The sequence below is a fragment of the Haloferax elongans ATCC BAA-1513 genome (assembly GCF_000336755.1).
Taxonomy (GTDB): domain Archaea; phylum Halobacteriota; class Halobacteria; order Halobacteriales; family Haloferacaceae; genus Haloferax; species Haloferax elongans.
In genome coordinates this window covers 35,066-54,127 of record NZ_AOLK01000023.1, presented here as the reverse complement: position 1 = coordinate 54,127, position 19,062 = coordinate 35,066, and the positions used below count along the sequence as shown (strand labels likewise).

Genomic DNA, 19,062 nt, shown 5'->3' with positions numbered 1-19,062 from the left:
CCTTTTACGTGTTCGCCCCCGATTCAGACATGCGACGCACACTCGCACTGTTGATGGCACTCGTCGTCGTCGCTGGGGGCGTCCCAGTGGCCGCGGCGGCACAACAGGAGACTGCGACGGTCTCCTTCGAAGACCAAACGACCGCTGGAACGACCGTAACAGTCGACGCTGTCACCCTGCCCGAAGGCGGGTTCGTGACGATTCACGCCGCGTCGCTCTCCGATGGTGAAGTCCTCGGGAGCGTCGTCGGCTCGTCGACCTATCTCGAAGCAGGCACACACGAGAACGTGACCGTCCGCCTCGACGAACCGATAGCCGAGTCGGGGAGCTTCGTCGCCATGCCACACAAGGATACGGATGGTGACCGCGTCTACTCGTTCGTCTCCGACAACGGCGAGACTGACGGCCCGTACACCGCCGACGGTGGAGCAGTCGTCGACGACGCGATGGTGAACGCCAGCGCGTCCGTCTCGATGTCCGACCAACCGACGACCGGTGACACCGTCGTCGTCGACCGCGTCGAACTCTCGCAGGGTGGCTTCGTGACGATTCACGACGCGACCGTGACCGATGGCGAAGTCTTCGAGAGCATCCGCGGCACCTCGGAGTACCTCTCTGCCGGTGTTCACGAGGACGTCCGCGTCGAGTTAGACACGCCCGTGACCGAGAACACGACGCTCGTCCCGATGGCACACAAAGACACCGACGGTGACGAGATGTACACCTTCCCGGAGACGGACGGCGAAACCGACGGTCCGTACACGGCTGACGGAAGCGCCGTCGTCGACACGGCGATGGCGATGCCCTCGGACACGGCCACCGTCGAGTACAGCGAGCAGGCCACCGGTGGCTACTCCATCGTCGTCGACTCCGCGTACCTCCCTGAAGGCGGATTCGTGACGATTCACGACGGAACTGTCACCGATGGCGAAGTCTTCGAGAGCATCCGCGGGACGTCGATGTACCTCGAACCCGGTCTGCACCGCGACGTGCGGGTCACGCTTGACTCGCCGCTGAACGAGACGACGACGGTCGTCCCTGTCTCTTATACACATCTCNCGCCATCAGAGATGTGTATAAGAGACAGCTACACCGCTGACGGGAGCGCAGTCATCGACAGCGGCAACGCGACTGTCTCCGCAAGCGTCTCGTACAGTCCCAAATCCTCCGACGGCATGACCGTCACTGTCGACCGCGTCGAACTCTCTGAGGGCGGCTTCGTCGTCATCCACGACCCCGCACTCTCCGGCGGCGCAGTCTTCGACAGCGTCATCGGAGCCTCCGAGTACCTCCCCGCTGGCGTCCACGAGGACGTGACGGTGACGCTCGACGAACCGATGCGCTCCTCGCAGGTCCTCACGCCCATGGCGCACAAGGACACTGACGGCGACGAGATGTACACCTTCGACGAATCCGAAGGCGAAGCTGACGGCCCGTACACCGCCGACGGCGGCGCAGTCGTCGCCAGCGCGGACACCACGGTGAATGCGGTGGTGACTGCGGCTGACCAGTCCGGCGACGGTACGACCGTGATGGTCGATTCCGTCACGCTCCACGATGGCGGCTTCGTGACGATTCACGACGCGACCGTGACCGACGGTGAGGTCTTCGAGAGTATCCGCGGAACCTCCGAATACCTCGGTCCCGGGACGCACGAAAACGTCGAAATCACCCTCGACGAACCGCTCGAAGAGTCTGGCACGCTCGTCCCGATGGCCCACCGCGACACCGACGGTGACGAGACCTACGACTTCCCGGCCAGTGAGGGCGCAGACGACGGTCCGTACGTGGCTGCCGGGAGTGCAGTCGTCGATACGGCCGCCTACACGGTCGAGGGCATGGAGACCGAGATGGACTCCGACGAGGAGATGGACTCCGACGAGGAGATGACCACGGAGACCATGGCGGACGACTCGACGACCGAATCGATGGACGATTCGGAGATGACAGACGAGTCCAACACCAACGTGCCCGGCTTCGGTATCGCCGTCGCGCTCGTGGCGCTCGTCGCCGCGGCGCTCTTGGCACGTCGTCGCTAACCCCGCTGACGAAACTAACTCCCCGTCGCCCGATTTTTCGTACGCCGCGCGGGCGGCCACCCGCCACCACCCACGCCCAATTCGGACGGCGCTCCCCTTCCAGTCCGGGCAGCAGGCCCTTCCAACCTCGGGGACTCCCCTCCCCGAGAGCCAACGCCCCTCCCCGTGCGGCACCAGCCCCGTTTGGGGCTTTTTTGACCTGTTGAAACGAGTAGCGATTGCAGGGACTCAGAGGTCTCGACTAGATTCCCCGAGAGACCGCTGTACACCCAGCGATACATTGCTACAGGATGTTTATGTTCTGGACTCCCTTTGAGACGGGCAATGGCCGAGGAACATCGCTCCGAAATGCTCGATCACATCGGTGGGTTCGAATCAATCTCCATTGAGGAGGCCACCTCGATTCTCGGCGAACAAACCCGGATGGAGATACTCGTCGAACTCGGAAAGGCCTGGGATGAGAGCCGTCATCAACAACAGAAACTACGCTTCTCGGAACTGATGGAGGCGGTCGGCTTGACCGACAGCGGACAGTTCAACTACCACCTCGACAAACTGGTTGGCTCGTTCGTTGCCAAGTCGGACGACGGCTACTGGCTTCCCAACCCCGGAATGCAATTATACCGGCTAATCGTCTCAGGGACGTTCACAGAGCGGGAGATACGCACGGACATTGATGTCGACGACTGCCCCTCGTGTGGCGGAACGGTACGGGCAACGTATCGCGCCGACAACGCTTTGGTATTCTCCTGTGACGCTTGCACAACGGGATATGCGGTGATTCCGTTCTCTCCACGCGGGTTTACCAATCGAACCGACGATGACGCTCTCCAGGCAGCCTTTCGGTCGTTCTATAGCGAGCTACGACTCGCGAGACAGGGCATCTGCCCGGCCTGTGACGGTCCTGTGGAGACCAAACTCGTCGACGACCTGAACGACCGGCTCGATTCACTGTCTGTCGGTGGCGTAATCAGTAGTCTGAGATGTACTGTCTGCAATAACTACTACTACTCGGACCTGTCTTCTGTTGCCCTGACGACGGACGAGGTACGGCAGTTCTTGATCGATGGTGGACTCGAGCCACCGCTCGTTCGAGAGTGGCACGACGTGACGGTCGCGGCCGACGAATCGGTGACTGTAGTGCAAACAGACCCGCTTCGGGTCGAAATCACGTTCGCTGTGAAAGGCGAGACGATAGACCTGACGTTCGATAGCGACCACCAAGTCGTCAGTTCGACCCGGTCTGTCGAGTAACTCTTCTCACCTCCTCGGCGAGTGGCTTTTTGTCTCGAAACGACTCGTCTCGGACTGCAATCTCGTGTTTGTGAAGCTCGCTTCTGAAAATCCGTTCACAGAATACTCATTCAGATAGCACTTTTCAGGTTATCCACGGTATCTGTGTGTATGTCAAGTACTATTTCAGATGACGGCTCCGCCGAAACTGAGGAGCAGAACCGATTAAATCCCGCATTCATGGGAATCGGGATGTTCCTCGGTTCAGCACTCGGATTAGCCGCCGGGTTGGCCATCGACATGCCAGCTCTCGGGGTTGGTGCCGGTATGATGCTGGGGATGTCGAGCGGAATTATGGTCGGGTTCTTGAAGGGAGACGAGTAAGCTTCGCCACGAGAGGAAGCGCCTCCTAACCGATTTCGCCCTCCCGTGGCGGGTGTTGTCGCGGTGGGCTTCGTCGAGTTACCATTCAGCGGCAGCGACGAGGATGTCTGCCAGACACTCAGCTTAGACATTGGCTTCCGAGTAGAGGGTCAGAACACGGGAAATTCCGCGGTGAGTGAGACCTGTTGGACACCGATAGCGACGAAGACGGCGAGGAGATTGTATCCTGCGTGAATCGCTATCGGGATTGCTAGGTTTTGGGTTCGAGCGTACGCCATACCGAGGACGGTGGAGAGCACCGCGAGTACGAGAACAACGACAACCGCTGCCATCAGACTGCTAGCCGTGAGGAGGATACCGAAACCGTGGACCGGGACGAAGAGTATCGTCGCGACGGCGATGCCGACCGCTGGACTCGCAACATCCGCGACGTACTGTTGTACGACGCCACGGAAGAAGAGCTCCTCCACGGGTGGGGCGAGGAGTACAGTTGCCCCCAACAGAATGGCGACCGCCGTCGCACTCATCTCTCCGGGCGTCGAGAGCGTGCCAGCGACACCGACGTATCCCTGACGGACTGCGAGCTGTCGGAGCGCTTCGATGGTTAGGACTGTGGCGAGCGAAGGAGCGACGAGTCGAAGTTCACTACGCGTCGGTCTGCGAATCTCGACGAACTGCCACCCCGTGACACCGCCGAGAAACCCCAGCGCGACGATGGCGAACCCCGACTGTGTGGTTACGAGGTCGAGCACGCTGACGAAGTCGGCTGGCAGGCCACCGGTGGCTGCCGCGACACCGAACCCGAGAGCGACGGCGAAGGCGAGGCCCAAAACGACACTACCCGTGACGAGGGCTATCGAAACCCCGATACGCTTCGCTATTGCACTTGGTCTCCTCTCCTCAGTTGCGCTTGGCACTGCTGACGTATTTGCCATCACGAGAACTGGACCGTGTCTCTCAAAAAGTGTTATCTGAACGACTGTTCTGTGAACGGGTTTTCAGAAGCCAGCTTCACCTCGTGAACGATGTTTCAGAGGGTCTCTTGACGATGTCTCTCTTCAGCTATCCTGCCCAGCCGAAGAGGAATATTCAGTGTCTCGGCATCTCCGACAACTACATCCGACTCGTGTAGTCCCACGTATGCAACTTCGTGGGTCGAATCCGAATCGACACCTCGTCGCGGTCGGGCGAGAGCAGGCGCTTCGTCAGCGGTGTTTCGTCGTCGCCGAGATAACGGCCGATGAGTCGTCGAAGCACCGTCTTTTCTGCGTCGGGTTCGACGCTGGCGGTCCCGCGACCCCGCACACCGCGGTACGGTGGGTCGTTCGTCGACACCTCGAAGGCGACATCGTCGTGTGCGCGAAGGAATCTCACTACGTCGGCATCGGCCGACGTGGCACACCGGAGTTCGGTGTTTTCGATATCCCACTCGTACCACAGCGACAGCATCCAGGGGTCGCCTGCGGGGGTTCGACACGAGAGCCGGAGCGGAATCGTCGTCTGCGTGAGGAACTCGTCGGCGCGCTCGCGCGACCACGGGCCAGAAGGTTCGAGGGAGACCATAGGTATCCTTGGTAGGCCAGCAGGTAAGCGGTAGTGGCTCTCGGAGGCTGCGATAGTTGGGCCTTAGCGAAGTCCGACGAAGCCGTCCCGCGTCTGTACGATGACCGTTCCGTTCGAAATCATCGGGCCGAAACGCGGTGCGCCCGGAAGCGTCGTCTGGTGGGAAACAGTGCCGGAGTCGGCATCGATGACAGCGAGTCGATGCTGATACTTATCGTCGTTTTCGACAACGACGCCGACGTAGAGGATGCCGTCACACAGCGTCGCCGCCGTCAGATTGCTTGCGTCGGGATGGATGTCGAGGCGGTTGAGTGACCACTCGTCGCTCCCGTCGGTGGTAGCGAGGGCGGTGAGCGCATCTCTTGACTGCGTGAGGAACACGCGCCCACTATCGACGGCGGCGATGCGGGCGAGGCCCTGTCGCCTCCGAACCCACTGTGGCCCGGAATCATCTTCGAGGTCGTAGCACAGCACCCGTCCGTCGTGCCTCGCCATGTAGAGTGCCCCGTCGTGGAGAACCGGCGCGGTTGCCATCGCCTTCGACCCCCCTTCCCAACTGGTGACTTCCCACCGGAATTCACCGGTCTGCGTATCGAAGACGGCAAACCCGTCCATTGTCGGGTGAACGAGCGTGCGGGGCGTCGCGGCCGGTGGAACGAGATTGTGCGTCCTCCCACCAAAGCGGGTCTTCCATTTGGTTTCTCCACGTGGCGTGAACGCGGAGGCCGAAGTGCCACCTCTAGCAGTCGCCATATGAATGAGGCCGCCCGCGACGACTGGTTGTAAGGGCGGGAGGCTCGTAGTCTGTTCTTCCCACGACCACAGTCGCTCGCCGCTTCTGAAACCCGACGCGTCGAGTTGCATTCCATCGGTTGTCTCGTAATGAGAGAACAGGTAGTCGCCCGCGGCAACTGGCGTGTGCTTCGTCCCCGGCCTACTGAACGACCCATACGACTCGCCACCGTGGGTCGTGAAGAGTTCGAAAGTAGTTCGTGACCGGGCGGTTGAGTACTTCCCTCCGATGACCAACCCGTTCGCCACGACCGGAACCGGATTGTCGGGAACAAACGTCCCGTCGAGCGACATCGGTGCCTTCCAGACGGTATCGAGCGAGGTGGGGTCGCGGAGAGCGTTCTGAACTGGTGGGTGTCGGTTATTCGTCGCGTCGTAATTCGGATGACTCCAGTCAGTTGGCGCGATAACTGGTGACGAAGCCGTTTCAGCGCGTTCGGAATCGTCGCCGACGACGTAGCCGCCGAGAGAACCGATAGCGAGGCCGCCTCCCAAAAGCGAGAGTGCGCGTCGACGTGAGAGTGTGGAGGGCTCTGACATCGATAATCCATAGCAACAGTGACATGAATGTCCTGTGGTTCGCGCCCGCGGAAGGCAAGTTAATTGCCCATCCGGGGCCGAAAGCGGGTATGACCGATTACTTCGAGGTTCACGCGCGCGACGGCGCTGCCCGAGTCGGGGAGCTTCGGCTCTCTGACCCGGTGACGACGCCGGCGCTCGTGGACGACGTTCTCTCGGACGCCGGTAGCCTCTGGGCCGCCGAGCGCGACATGCCCGAGGGGTCCGACGACGTGCTGACCGTATTGCCGCACCGGTCGCTTCCCGCGGGAAGCGCAGACGAGATTAAAGAGTCGTTCTCCGTCGACTACCCGGACGTCGACTTCCCGTCGGCGGCGACTGTCACCGCCGACACGGCCAGCGACTACGGCGCGGATGCGTACATCCTCTCCGATGCACAGGGGTTCGTCGGCCACGCGCGCGCCTTTCGAGATACAATCGTCGAAGCGAAGTCGAACCTTCCAGCCGACACGGCGCTCATGCTCTCGGGTGTCGCTACGCCGCGAAACGTCGCGGTCCTCGCGTACGCCGGTGTGGACCTGTTCGACGAGACGCTCGCGCGGTCCCGCGGTCTCGAAGGCTTCTATCTCACGACCGACGGCGAGTACTTCCTCGAAGACCTCGACGAGTTGCCGTGTGCCTGTGCGGCGTGTCAGAAGCCTGCCTCGGAGTTCACCCGAGGAGACGCCGCCGACCACAACGTCAACGCGCTTCGAGCGGAGCTTGCGAGAGTTCGCCGTCGCATTCGCGATGGGCGACTCCGTGACTACGTTGAGGGGCAGGCGCGCCACGAGCAGTGGCTGACCGCCGCGTTCCGGCGGTTCGACCAGCAGTACTCCTACATGGAAGAACGGACGCCCGTGGTCCGGGATTCGGAACTCGCCGCCGCGTCCGAGGAGTCTATCGACCGCGTGGAGATTCAGCGGTTCGCCGACCGCGTGACGACCCGGTACAAAAGCCGCTTCGACAACCCGCTCGTGTTGCTTCCGTGTTCGGCGAAGAAGCCCTACAGCGAGTCACAGAGCCACCGACAGTTCCACGAGGCGGTCCAGTACCGGGCCCACATGGTGTCGATGACGTCGCCTATCGGTGTCGTCCCGCAGGAATTGGAGTTGACGTACCCGGCTCAGCACTACGACTCGGTCGTGACCGGTGACTGGTCCGAAGATGAAAAGACGTTCGTCGCCGAGGTCCTGCGGCGGTATCTGAAGCGCAACGACTACTCGCGCATCATCGCGCACGTGCCCCCGGGTGCGTACACCGAAATCGTCGAGCGTGTCGAGTCGGACCTCGGCCTCGACGTGGAGTACACCGTCTCCGAACACCCGACGACGACAGAATCCATCGGCAACCTCATGCGGACGCTCGATGGTGAGCCGAAGTTCTCGCGCACAGAGCGCGAGCACAACGTCGTGAAGGCGCTCGCCGACTACCAACTCGGTGCTGGTGCTGGTGACGAACTCTTCTCTGACGTCGAATTAGAGATGACGAGTCGCTATCCCAAACTGCAGGTCTGGAACGACGCGGGCGAGCAGTTGGCGACGATGGTCCCGCAGTACGGTGTGCTCTCCTTTACGCTCGAAGGTGCGAAGGTGTGGCGCGACAGCGACGCACCGACCAAGACGGTCGAAATCGACGGGTTCGTGCCCCACGGGTCAGTCCTCGCCCCTGGTGTCGTCGATGCGGATTCGGATATCCGGCCGGGCGACGAAGTGGTTGTCGAGGGGCCGCGCGCGTTCGCCGTCGGCCGCGCGGAGATGAGCGGTCCCGAGATGGTGTCGTCGACTCGGGGTATCGGCGTCGAAATTCGGCACGTCGAAGAGCGGTAAAAACGCGGTTGTCCGTCTGACCCCACTCCGGGGTGGTGGTCGCGAAACTGAATGTTCTCCGCGCGCTCGCCGATTGTTTTTCCTTGTCTTTCGTCTCAGCTACCGACCACTATTCGTCTGTCACCTTCGCATCTATTATCAAATAAGATAATTTGTAGTGGTGAAGTGAGAATCGGCTAAATGGCTGTATAACACGTCTAAATGGGTCGTTTACTGGGGTTCTGTGAGCTGCCGGTTGCTTCGTTATTATCAAAATATCCAATATTTAAATACCATAGCGGGGCAACACCTTGTGTGATGTCAGGCGGAACAGAGGGGCACGAGGGACTGATAGACGAACTACCGGACGACGGTGCAATCGACTGGACGATTATTCGGTCGTTGCTTTCGGCGAGCGACTCCACGTCGAGTGCGTTGGAGTCGCATCTGATGCAGACACACTACTACGGTGACGATACCATCTCCACGGCGGCAACCCAGCAGTATCTCGACGCGGCGATTTCGAAGCACGAGCGCATCCTCGAAGACCTCCGACTCGCACGGGACGCGCTCGACGAACGAAAGTGACGCGTCGCACCGTCTAGGTGGGAACGGGCTCATTGCTCTTTCCCGTAAACCACCGCCCTAACGGGACTCTTACTGATAGATTCGCTCTTGTAGGATTCCTATATGGGTTGCTTATTTAACGAAGGATGCTGACCTTCGCCCATGAAGTTGGCCGTTCCAACCGACTTCGATATACTGGAGGCACTCTCCGATGGGAGGCGGAACACCGCCGTCAATCTCTCGTATATCTTGGACAGGAACCGTTCGTACATCAACACTAGACTGCCGATACTCGCAGACTATGGACTGTTAGACCGAGTCGGTCCCGCGCCGAACTCCGGGCTGTACGAAATAACCGAGAAAGGACGGGTCGTGGCCGGGCACCGCGACCAGTACCGAACGGAGGGTGTCGATTTCGACGACCTCGTCGAATCTAAACTCCGGGCACGGTCGAACGGAACCACCGACGAATAGACTCCCAACCACGCGCCTTACCGGAGGCTGGAACGGCCTTCGGAGGCACCCCGGCGCGTCTCACTTCTCTTTTTCCGAGTATGACAGACGCACATTCGTGACTAGTGGTCGATGTCGTGCTGGCGGCAGGCCAATAATGTCAATATAATATTATTATTGGTCGATACTGCGGCGGACTCTCTATCTATTACGCTCGCCAACCCCTCGTTCGTCCTGAAATGAACACTTGACAAATAGACAATCAGTGTTTCACGAATTACATTTTCAACAACACTTATGTTTTGACAATATAAGCTTTCTGGCGTAAATGACACATCGGCAAGCGAGAGCGCTCACACTTTCGATTCTACTTTTGGTATCTACCATCACTGGTGGAGTCACAGTCGGAGCCGCGGCAGGCTCGACGGTGACCGTCGATGGAACCTTCCAGTACGAAGATGGTAGCGCTGCCTCAGAATGGAAAGCGGCGCTCTACGGGAGTGGAGATTATTGGGACTACACAGATTCGAACGGCTCGTTTCAGATTGAAGCGGGGACAAACGAGACGCACAATCTGACGTTCGAGCAGTTCAACCACAACTACGGGGACGCAACGAACTTCCCACGAGACGGGATTCCGGACATCTACGCGGTTGAGGAGGTGTCGACAGATTCGTCGAACATCTCGCTCGGAACGCGTACGATTCCGAACGCGAGTCTCGTCCACGTCGTCGTGCAAAACGAGAGCGGCGCACCTGTCGATGGCGCGGAGATTCAGATTCGCCATCGAAACGACGGTGCGTACATGTACAACGACGCGTATACGAACGCGGACGGGAAGCTCGTTCTCTACGGAAACGACCAGACCGGCGTCGAACTCACTGGTAACGTTCGGTTCGACGTGAGTGGGCCTGACGGCTACGGTTTCGAACGGGCCACGACTACGGTTTCGAACGACACGACGCTCACGGTGACGCTTCCCGAGGTATCGACCGTCGAGGGGACCGTCCTCGATGCCGACGGGAACGCGGCCGTGAACGACTCGGTCATCTTCAAGCACGACGAGTCCGGTGAGCACCGCTTTACCGACACCAACGGGAGCTTCAGTCTCGACTTGGGTGCTGACACGACCTACCAACTGGACTACCACCAGGGGACTGAGGGGTCGCCGTCGCTGGCCGACAACGTGCCGGACTTCTACACCTTCGGCCTGGTGACGACCGACACCGATACGAAGTCGCTTCAGAGCCAGACGCTCCCCGAGGCGAACAACCTGACCGTGTCTGTCGTCGACGAGAACGGCGATGCGGTCACAGACGCGCGAGTGCACTTCTCACAGGAGTACACGGCGCAGGACGGACGCGAGCTGTGGACCGGTGAAAGCCGCGACACTGACTCCAACGGCGACGCGACCATCGAGGTCGCCGACTCGGTCGAGACAGAAGTCCACGTCACCGGAGCCGATGGCAGCGGTCTCGGCTCCAACCACACGGAACTGACCGTCAGCCAAGACGAACAACTCACGCTCATGCTCCCGAACGTCGTGAGCGTCAACGGGTCTGTCGCCGCGTCCGACGGGACGTCGGTCGAGGACCACGAAGTCGAAGTGAACGCAATTGACGGGGCTGAAGGCGGCGACCGAGCCAAACTCGGCTCGGACGGCAACTTCTCGGTTGCCGTCCCCGAGGACAGTACGCACGAAGTCACGTACCACCAGTCCAACTGGGACGCCGACACCGGCTACGCAAAAGACGGCGTCGCCGACCTCGCGGTACTCCACGTCTTCGAAACGTCGACGAGTGACGTCGACCTCGGACAACTCTCCGTGCCGGACGGCCATCACGTGAACGTCACGGTTGAAGACGAGTCCGGAACCCCAATCGAGGGCGCGGACGTCTACGTCGAGGTTCGAGACGACGATAGCACGGCCGAAGTCGACGAACAGGCGACGACGAACGCCAACGGAGCAGTCGTGCTCGAGGATGCGACGTCGCCCGGCATCGAAGCACCGAACGGCACGCTCGAAGTCCACGTCCAAGCGGACGGCTACGGCGACGATGGTCGTGACATCACCGTCAACGGCGACAAGCAGGTGACGATAACGCTCTCTGAGGCCATCCGAGCCAACGGGACCGTGACCACACCGGACAACGCGTCGGTCGAAGACCACGAGGTCCGGTTCCACGGCATCGACGGCACCGAAGACGGAACTGGAGCGCAGCTCGGAGCAGACGGGAGCTTCGAAGTCGGCCTCCAGAAGAACAGCACGTACGAAGTCTCGTACCATCAGTTCGATAGAGACTCGTCGACGTGGTTCCCGAAAGACGGCGTCGCAGACCTTGCGCCGTTCACGGTGCTCGAGACGACGACCACCGACGAATCACTCGGGACGCTGAACGTGCCCGACGGCCATCTGGTGACCGTCAGCGTCGAGGGGCCGGACGGTCAGCCGGTTCAGGATGCTGAAGTCATCGTCGAAGCCAAAGCGTCGAACGGTGCTGAAGCCGGTTCGGATGCGACGCTCGACAGCAACGGGGAGGTCGTCCTCGACAACGCGGCTTCGCCCGGTATCGAAGCACCGAACGGCACGCTTGGCGTCTACGTCGAGCCGAGTAACACGTCGCTGTCGGAGACCTACGAGAGAATCTCCGTCAGCGGAAACGACTCCGTCGTGATAACGCTCGATTCGACGATGACTGTCACCGGGACTATCGAGGACGCAAGCGGCACCCCGGTCGAAAATGACAGTGTCCGTCTGCACGCCCTCGACGACGAGGGCGGCGACCACGCGTGGACCGATGCGAACGGAAACTTCACCGCCGAAGTCGCGGTCGGACAGCACTCGCTCGAGTTCGTCCAGACTGCGGCAGCCCACAACAACACGCCGAGCTTCCCGGCAGACGGCGTGCCGGACTTCTACACCTTCGGCACCGTCAACGAGTCGACGACCACAGTCGGAACCCAACAACTGCCGGCTCCGCACAACCTCACGGTCGAAGTCGTCGACTCGGCAGGGAATCCGATTTCGGGCGTTCCGCTGCACTTCTCGCACAGTGACATGGACCACCGAGTGCACGCGGAAGCACAGACTGGTACAGACGGGACGGTCACTGTCGAGGCCGTCGAGACGGTTGGCATCCACGCCGACCCGGACGACGACCGCGGCTACACCGAAAACGGGACGCAGATTTCGGTCGAGAGCGACCGAACGGTCACGTTCACGCTCCACGAGAAGACGAACGTCATTGGAACGGTCACCGGACCAGACGACTCCTCGGTGAGCGGGAAGAAGGTGCTGCTGCACGGCCCCGGTGGAAACGGTAACATCACCGCCGACGACGGCACCTTCACCATCGGTGTCAAACAGAACGAGACGTTCGACCTCGGCATCGAGGACTACCACTGGGACGACTCGATTTCCGACTTCGAGCGCAACGGTCTCGTCGACCTCTACGCGATGGACACCGTCTCGGTCGATGATTCCGAGACGAACGTCGGAACCTATCAGCTTCCGAGTCCACACGCGGTGAACATCACCGTCGTCGACGAATCTGGCTCACCCGTCTCTGACGTGCCCGTCCACATCGAGCACGTCAACGGCGACGCCGACGTGAGTAACAACGGGGCGACGAACACGAACGGGCAGTTTGTCTGGGAGGGCGCAGACCAGCCCGGTGCCGAACTCACCGGAACGATTCGCGTCCACGTCGAACCCGAAACCGCGACGTTGAGCGCTAACCACACCGAGTTCAACGTCACCGAAGACGGCTCCTTCGAGGTCGTCGTCCACGACCAGCGAAAGGTCACAGGGCGACTCGTCGCGCCGAACGGGACGCCGGTGTCCGACGCCGACGTCTTCACTCGCACGGAGAACGGATTCCCGACGGACTCCGTGAACGACGACGGCGAGTTCACTCTCTACCTCCCGTCGAACGAGTCGTACAACATCGCGCTGCTCGAAGCCCGGAGCGACGACTTCACCGACTTCGGCGTCAAGAACGGCGTCGCGGACATGGCCACGGTCGCGCAGGTGAACGACACGGGCAACGTGGCCCTCGGAAACCTCTCGGTTCCGGTCGGTCACGAGACCACGATTCGCGCGGTCGACCAGTACGGGGACCCAGTTCCGAACGCGAGCATCCTCGTGCGGACCGAGAACCCACTCGGCTCGAACAAGAGCCTCGGCTGGGTCGAAAATGTCAGTGATGACGGCTACCTCTACGCTGGCTCCGACGGTCCGAACGGCTTCGAACTCAACGGGACCGTCAAAATTGAACCGCAAGCCCCCGACGGCTACCACACCGTCTCCGAAAACAAGACGGTCGGCATCACCGAACCGGCGAACTTCACGTTCGTCTTCGAACGCGAGAGTAAGACCGTCTTCGTGAATGGGTCGCTCGCAGACGCGACCGGTGACCCGATTTCAGGTGTCGTCATCAGCGACAACAGATTCGAGCGGAAGGGCCACTCCGCGGAGATTCAAGCCGATGGGTCGTTCTCCGTCGGTGTCGCGGCGAACGAGTCGATTGCCATCGGCTACGGCCAATTTGACGACGACGGGACCATCGCACCGCGCGACGGTCTCGCTGACATCCACGCCTTCGAGACGGTCACCGTCTCGTCGAACTTGTCTGTCGGTTCGTACACCGCCCCGGACGGTCACGTCCTCAATGTCACCGTCGTCAACGAGAGCGGACAGCCTATCGAGGGCGCGTCCGTCATCTACGAACCACGCGGTGACGAGGCGTTCAACCCGATTACGTTCCCGACGTTCACGAACGACGCCGGGAAGTCGGCCCACGACGGCATCACTGGTCTCGAAGTCACAGACGACGTCACCGTCCGCGCGACGCAACTCGGACAGAACTACAACGTGACCAACCTCACGGTCACGGGACCGCAGGAAGTCACGCTGACGGTCTCTGACCCGACTCGGACGAGCGTCAGCGGACGCGTCCTCGACTCCTCGGGGTCGCCCGTCATCAACGACACACTCAGCGTCTACGTCGAGGGCCTCTACCTGAATCCCGAGGCCGATTCGACGGTCTCGAACACCAACGGTGAGTTCTCGGCGACTGTCGTCGAGAACGTCACGCAGAGTCTGCAGTACTACCAGGGTAGTCTCGACGACCGAAACGCTGGCAACCAGACGTACTTCCCGACCGACGAGACGCCAGACGTCTTCGCGGTTCGGACGCTCGACGGGTCCGGTCCCGTCCAGACTGGTGACGTTACGCTCCCGAGTGCACACCACGTCGAGGTCGCGGTCGTCACGCCGAACGGAACGCCCGTCGAAGGCGCGACGGTCGACCTGACGCACTACAGCGCCACCTCTGACGCCGACGCGGGGTACACCGGCGTCGAGACCAACGCGAACGGTCGTTACGATATCCCGTCGAGTGCGGGAACCGGCATCGACCTCGTCGGTGACGTGTCCTTCGCCGTCGAAGGACCGAACGGCGAAGAGACGCGCAAACGCGTCACGATAACCGAAAACCAGACGGTGACTATCGAACTCGCCGTCGACCACCAGACGGCTCCACTGTCGCTCTCGTCGAACGCGACGGCGGTCCCGGCAGGTGACGACGTCCGGCTCACTGTCACGGACGACGCGAACGAGACGGTCTCCGGCTCGACACTCACCGTCGCGCTCCCCGATGGCAGCACGGAAACGCTCCAGACGGACGCGAACGGTGAGGCCGTCTTCACGACGACGAGCACCGGTGACTACTCGGTGACGGCGTCGAAGGCGGACACGGCCGCGACGACCTACGACGCGGATTCGCTCACCGTCACGGCGAGCGAGCCCGGGTCGGTCGTCGTTGACGCGGTCGACCTCCCCGCCGAAGTCGTCCGCGGACAGCCCGCGACGGTCAACGTCACGCTGTCGAACCCCGGCGCGTTCAACGCGACGGACTCGCTTTCGGTCTCTGGACCGAACAGCAACGATAGCACGTTGGTGACACTCGTACCCGGTGAGACGAAGACGGTCTCGCAGACGGTCCCCACCGAAGGAACCACTGCCGAGACCCTCTCTGTCACCGTCGAGACGAACAGCAGCACGGTCTCCGAGACGAGCACCATCCTCGAACCGGCGAACATCTCGGTCGAGGATTACACGCTCGCGAACACGACTATCCTCGGGAACGAGCCCGTCAACGCGACGGCGACGCTCACCAACACCGGCGAGGTCGAAGGGACCTACAGTCTCAATCTCTCGGTCGACGGCCACGTCGTCACCAACGAGACGGTGACGGTCGGGCCGAACGAGACGACGAACGCCTCTGTCGCCACGCTCGTCGCGTGGGAATCCTACGGCGACCACACGGCGACCGCCGACACTCTGTCGACGACGAACATCACCGTCCTGCGGCCGACCAACCCGGACGCGTCGGTCTCTATCACCTCGCCGACCGACGGCGAGACGTTCGATAGCGGGTCGGTGACGCTCACCTACGACCTCTCGAACGCGACGACCGGCGTCGACCGCGCGGAATACCGCGTCGACGGCGGGTCCTACCAGCACATCTCGGACGGGCTGACGATGACGAGTCAGGCCCTCTCGGTCGCCGACGGCCGACACAACGTCAGTGTTCGCCTCGTCGACAACCTCGGCAACGAAATCGCCGTCTCCGAGCGAACGTTCAGCGTCGATTCGACCGCACCGGTCGTCGGTGTCTCCGCCGCCCGGACGGACGGAATCAGCGTCAACGACCCCGTTTCGGTGACCGTCGAGAGCACCGACGAGCACCCGGGGTCCACGACGTTCGAGATTACGAACGCGTCCGGTGACACCGTCTACACGACGGACGCCACGGACGAAGTCGCAGACGGTACCGCGACGCTCTCGTGGAACGCCAGCGACGACACCGGCGCTGTGCTCGCCTCTGGTGACTACACGCTCACCGTGACGAGCACCGACGACGCCGGAAACACGAACACGACCCAGCAGATGGTCACCGTCGACACCGACAGCCCATCGGTGGACGCAACCAGCGTCACCGACGGCTCTGAGACGACGACCGTCTACGTCAACAGCACCGACTCGCTCACCGTCACCGGCACCGCGACAGACGCCTCGCAGTCGGGCGTCCAGTCGGTCGCCGCTGTGATTAGCTCCGATTCGACAACGTTCGAAGAGCGCGTCAACGCGACGCTACAGGGCGACGGCACGTGGACAGCGACGGTCGACGTGAGCACGCTTCCCGACGACGGGAACTACACCGTCGGCGCGCGTGCAATCGACGCGGCGCAGAACGACAACACCACGCTGAACGGGTCGCTCACGGTCGTCGTCGACCGCGAGACTCCGTCTGTCGGTGCGGCCATCCTCGAGGTCGACTCGACGGAAGGCCACATCAACGTGACCGCGAGCGAAGCGCTCCCGTCGGCACCCGACGTGACGGTCGTCACGCCGAACGGAAACCGCCGGAGCGTCTCGCTTTCCAGTACCGCTGAGGGCTGGAATGGTACGTTCGCGTACGACGGTGACGGAAAGTACCGCATCGTCGCGAACGCGACCGACCGAGCGGGCAACGCCGACTCCGCGGAGTCGACCGCGCGCGTTCAGACGAACGTCGAAACGGTCGACAAGACCGCGCTCATCACGAACGACGAGACTGGCACGTTCATCGAACTCCACACGAAGAACGACGTGAGAAAGGCGTTCGCAGCGCTCACCGAGAGTGACGCACCGCTGGCCGAACTCTCGAACGAACTCTCCGGCAGCCAGTTCATCGAAGGCGAACTCGGCAACAAACTCGACCAGAACCTCTCGCACGCGTTCGTCGGCATTCCGGTCGACGAGTCCGAGCTTCCCGCGGGCGTCGCGCCCGAGGACGTGGACATCCGGCGCTACAACGAGAGTACCGACGAGTGGGAGGTCGTCGGCACGACGACAGTCGAGACCCGTACCGTCAACGGCACGACCGACGAGTATTACGTCGTCAACGTGTCGCACTTCTCGACGTACGGCGCGGTCTCTCCCGACACCACGGCACCGTCTATCGACGACAGTTCGCTGTCGCCGAGCGGGACGCCGTACGACTACGACACGTCGTCGGTCGACGTGACGTTCGAGTACAGCGACGCACAGAGCGGTATCAACACGAGCAACGTCACGGTCTCTCTCGACGGGCAGACGGTGACGGCCGGCTACGCCGGTGACCTGCAAGTGACGAGTTCGTCCACGACGCTCTCCGCCGTGGACCTCGTCGGCACTGGGTCCCACGACGTGACCCTGACGGTCACCGACGAAGCGGGCAACGAACAGACGACCACCAAATCGTTCACCGTCGAGCAGGACACGACCGCACCGTCGCTGTCGACGTCCTTCACGGACGGTGCGACCTACGACTACGGCACTGAGTCGGTTAGCTTCGACCTGTCGTATTCGGACACGCAAAGCGGCGTGGACACAAGCGGTGTCTCGGTCTCCTTCGACGGGTCCGATGTCACCGGTCCCGCGACGGTCACGTCGTCCGGTGTCTCGTACACCGCGACCGACCTGACCGCGGGCAGCTACACCATCGAGGTGACGGTCCCGGACAACGCGGGCAAGACGACGACGCTGACGAAGACGTTCACCATCGAGGGCGACACGACGAAGCCGACGATTACGTCGGTGACGCAGACGCCTTCGGCGGGTGGCAGCGACCTGCCGACGACCACGTCGCAGGTGAAGACGTCGGTCGAGTACGCCGACAGTGAAAGCGGCATCGACACCGGTGCAATCACTGTCGAATTCGACGATGGCAGCGGCTTCGAAGACGTGACCGACCAGGCGGTCGTGACGGCTTCGGAGACGAACTACACGGCGCTGAACCTCGATCCCGGCACCTACACGGTCCGGACGACAGTGGTCGACGCTGACGGAAACGCCAAGGTGAACGAGCGGACGTTCACCATCCGCGACGGGACCGCACCGAAGATTACGGGCACGTCGCTGACGCCGACTGCCGCTGGGAGTACACTCCCCGCAGGAACCACGTCGGCGACGGTGTCGGTGTCCTACGATGACGCCGAAGGCGACGTGAACCCGAGTAATATCTCGGCGACGTTCGACGGCACCGACGTTAGTTCGGCGCTGTCTGTCTCCGGCGGCACGGTCTCTTACGACGCGACCGGTCTCTCGAACGGAAGCAGTCACTCGCTGACCGTGACTGTCGTCGACGACGCATCCAACACCAATTCGACGACGGTGAACTTCGACGTCGCGGAGGGCTCGACTGAATCCGACGTCGGCTCCGGTTCGTCTGGCTCCTCGCCGAGCGACGACAGCGACGACAGCGACGACAGCGACGACGACGATGGAGACAGTTCAGACACGTCGTCGCAGGGCGACTCGACGACGACTGCGACCTCCGAATCGACGACCGAAGTCGACGAGAACGAACAGACCGACGCGTCGTCTGACGATTCGACGGCTACGGACACGCCGTCTGACGATTCGACGACGACTGCAGAGACGCCCACCGAAACGCCCGATGAGGGCACTGCGACGACCGATGCTGCCCAGGAGACCACGTCGACCGGCGTTCCCGGATTCGGCGTGCTGACGGTCTTCGGTGCACTGGCCGTCGTCCTGGCACTGACGCGTCGCCGACGCTAACGGCGACATCAGCGCTTCGGTACTTTCCTTCTTTCGACATGATACGGTAGATTCC

The 19,062-nt window shown here is 61.9% G+C and carries 10 protein-coding genes; 7 read left to right on the top strand and 3 right to left on the bottom strand.

Going from position 1 to position 19,062, the window contains the following annotated elements; translation table 11 throughout:
* Positions 1–53: 53 nt before the first annotated feature.
* The 3 genes from C453_RS16890 to C453_RS16880 all read left to right on the top strand — a co-directional run bounded on the left by C453_RS16890 (position 54) and on the right by C453_RS16880 (position 3,656).
* Positions 54–2,039: a DUF7282 domain-containing protein gene (locus C453_RS16890; RefSeq protein ID WP_008326393.1), complete on the top strand. Its 1,986-nt coding sequence runs from the start codon at positions 54–56 to the stop codon at positions 2,037–2,039.
* Between the two features lie 324 nt (positions 2,040–2,363).
* Complete coding sequence (locus C453_RS16885) at positions 2,364–3,293, top strand: DUF7351 domain-containing protein (RefSeq protein WP_008326384.1); 930 nt, start codon at positions 2,364–2,366, stop codon at positions 3,291–3,293.
* A 150-nt stretch (positions 3,294–3,443) separates the two neighbouring features.
* On the top strand, positions 3,444–3,656 hold the full coding sequence (locus tag C453_RS16880) for a hypothetical protein (protein WP_008326383.1): 213 nt from the start codon (positions 3,444–3,446) through the stop codon (positions 3,654–3,656).
* 149 nt (positions 3,657–3,805) lie between these two features.
* Here the strand turns inward: C453_RS16880 and C453_RS16875 are convergent, their stop codons facing one another.
* From C453_RS16875 to C453_RS16865, 3 genes are all read right to left on the bottom strand, one after another.
* Positions 3,806–4,591 (bottom strand): CPBP family intramembrane glutamic endopeptidase, encoded by a 786-nt coding sequence (locus tag C453_RS16875; RefSeq protein WP_083881626.1) that lies wholly within the window; start codon positions 4,589–4,591, stop codon positions 3,806–3,808.
* Between the two features lie 178 nt (positions 4,592–4,769).
* Entirely contained in the window at positions 4,770–5,219 is a 450-nt protein-coding gene (locus tag C453_RS16870; protein WP_008326381.1) for a pyridoxamine 5'-phosphate oxidase family protein, read from the bottom strand.
* Between the two features lie 63 nt (positions 5,220–5,282).
* On the bottom strand, positions 5,283–6,551 hold the full coding sequence (locus C453_RS16865; protein ID WP_049907825.1) for an outer membrane protein assembly factor BamB family protein: 1,269 nt from the start codon (positions 6,549–6,551) through the stop codon (positions 5,283–5,285).
* Positions 6,552–6,640: 89 nt separating this feature from the next.
* Here C453_RS16865 and arcS point away from each other — a divergent pair, with 89 nt between their 5' ends.
* The 4 genes from arcS (at position 6,641) to C453_RS16845 (ending at position 19,007) form a co-directional block, all read left to right on the top strand.
* On the top strand, positions 6,641–8,398 hold the full coding sequence (gene arcS / locus C453_RS16860; RefSeq protein WP_008326379.1) for an archaeosine synthase subunit alpha: 1,758 nt from the start codon (positions 6,641–6,643) through the stop codon (positions 8,396–8,398).
* Positions 8,399–8,695: 297 nt separating this feature from the next.
* Positions 8,696–8,965: a hypothetical protein gene (locus C453_RS16855; RefSeq protein ID WP_008326378.1), complete on the top strand. Its 270-nt coding sequence runs from the start codon at positions 8,696–8,698 to the stop codon at positions 8,963–8,965.
* Positions 8,966–9,106: 141 nt separating this feature from the next.
* Entirely contained in the window at positions 9,107–9,418 is a 312-nt protein-coding gene (locus C453_RS16850) for a helix-turn-helix domain-containing protein (RefSeq protein ID WP_008326377.1), read from the top strand.
* A gap of 307 nt (positions 9,419–9,725) precedes the next feature.
* On the top strand, positions 9,726–19,007 hold the full coding sequence (locus C453_RS16845; protein ID WP_083881625.1) for a FlgD immunoglobulin-like domain containing protein: 9,282 nt from the start codon (positions 9,726–9,728) through the stop codon (positions 19,005–19,007).
* Positions 19,008–19,062: the final 55 nt, after the last annotated feature.